This is a genomic window from Mesorhizobium sp. M0590, from assembly GCF_040320905.1.
GTDB lineage: Bacteria > Pseudomonadota > Alphaproteobacteria > Rhizobiales > Rhizobiaceae > Mesorhizobium.
The window spans coordinates 1-594 of sequence record NZ_JAMYQN010000078.1 but is presented as its reverse complement, the minus strand read 5'-3'; the positions used below and the strand labels follow the sequence as shown (position 1 = coordinate 594).

General features: G+C 64.8%; 1 protein-coding gene. It reads left to right on the top strand.

Translation table 11 applies throughout. The features are described from left to right. The coding region (locus tag NKI52_RS32685; RefSeq protein WP_352700875.1) for a DUF3363 domain-containing protein at positions 1–594 on the top strand (594 nt) is incomplete at both ends.

The following is a 594-nucleotide window of genomic DNA, read 5'->3' as shown; positions in this document are numbered from 1 at the left end:
GGTTGCAACACTTCGGCCTGGCGAGCGAGATCGAGCCCGGCCGGTGGGTGATCTCCGACAGAGCCGAAAGCACGTTGCGAGGACTTGGCGAGCGCAACGACATCATCAAGACCATGCACCGGGCACTCGAGGAGCACGGCCTCGCCGATGAACGGGGCGCGGCGCAATATGTCATGCACCGCCAGACCATCACGGAGCCGGTCGTCGGCCGTGTGCTCGCCAAGGGGCTCGCCGGCGACGAGATGAGCGATAAGCTGTCGCTCGTCATCGATGGCGTCGACGGGCGCACGCACTATGTCGAGACCGCGGATGCGGCAAAGCTCGACGACATTCAGCGCGGCCATATCGTGGCGTTCGATCCCATCCTGCCGAAGGAGGAGCCGCGTGCGGCCGACCGCAACATCAGCAGCGCAGCCGGCGATGATGGCATCTATCGGCCGAGCAGACACCTCGAGACGATCCGCGAGACATTTTTGGAGCAGGGCAAGGACCCGGAAGCCTTCGTCCGTTTCCATGTCCGCCGTCTCGAAGCGCTGCGCCGGGCCGGCCATGTCGAACGCATCGACGACGACCATTGGCGCGTACCAAAAGACC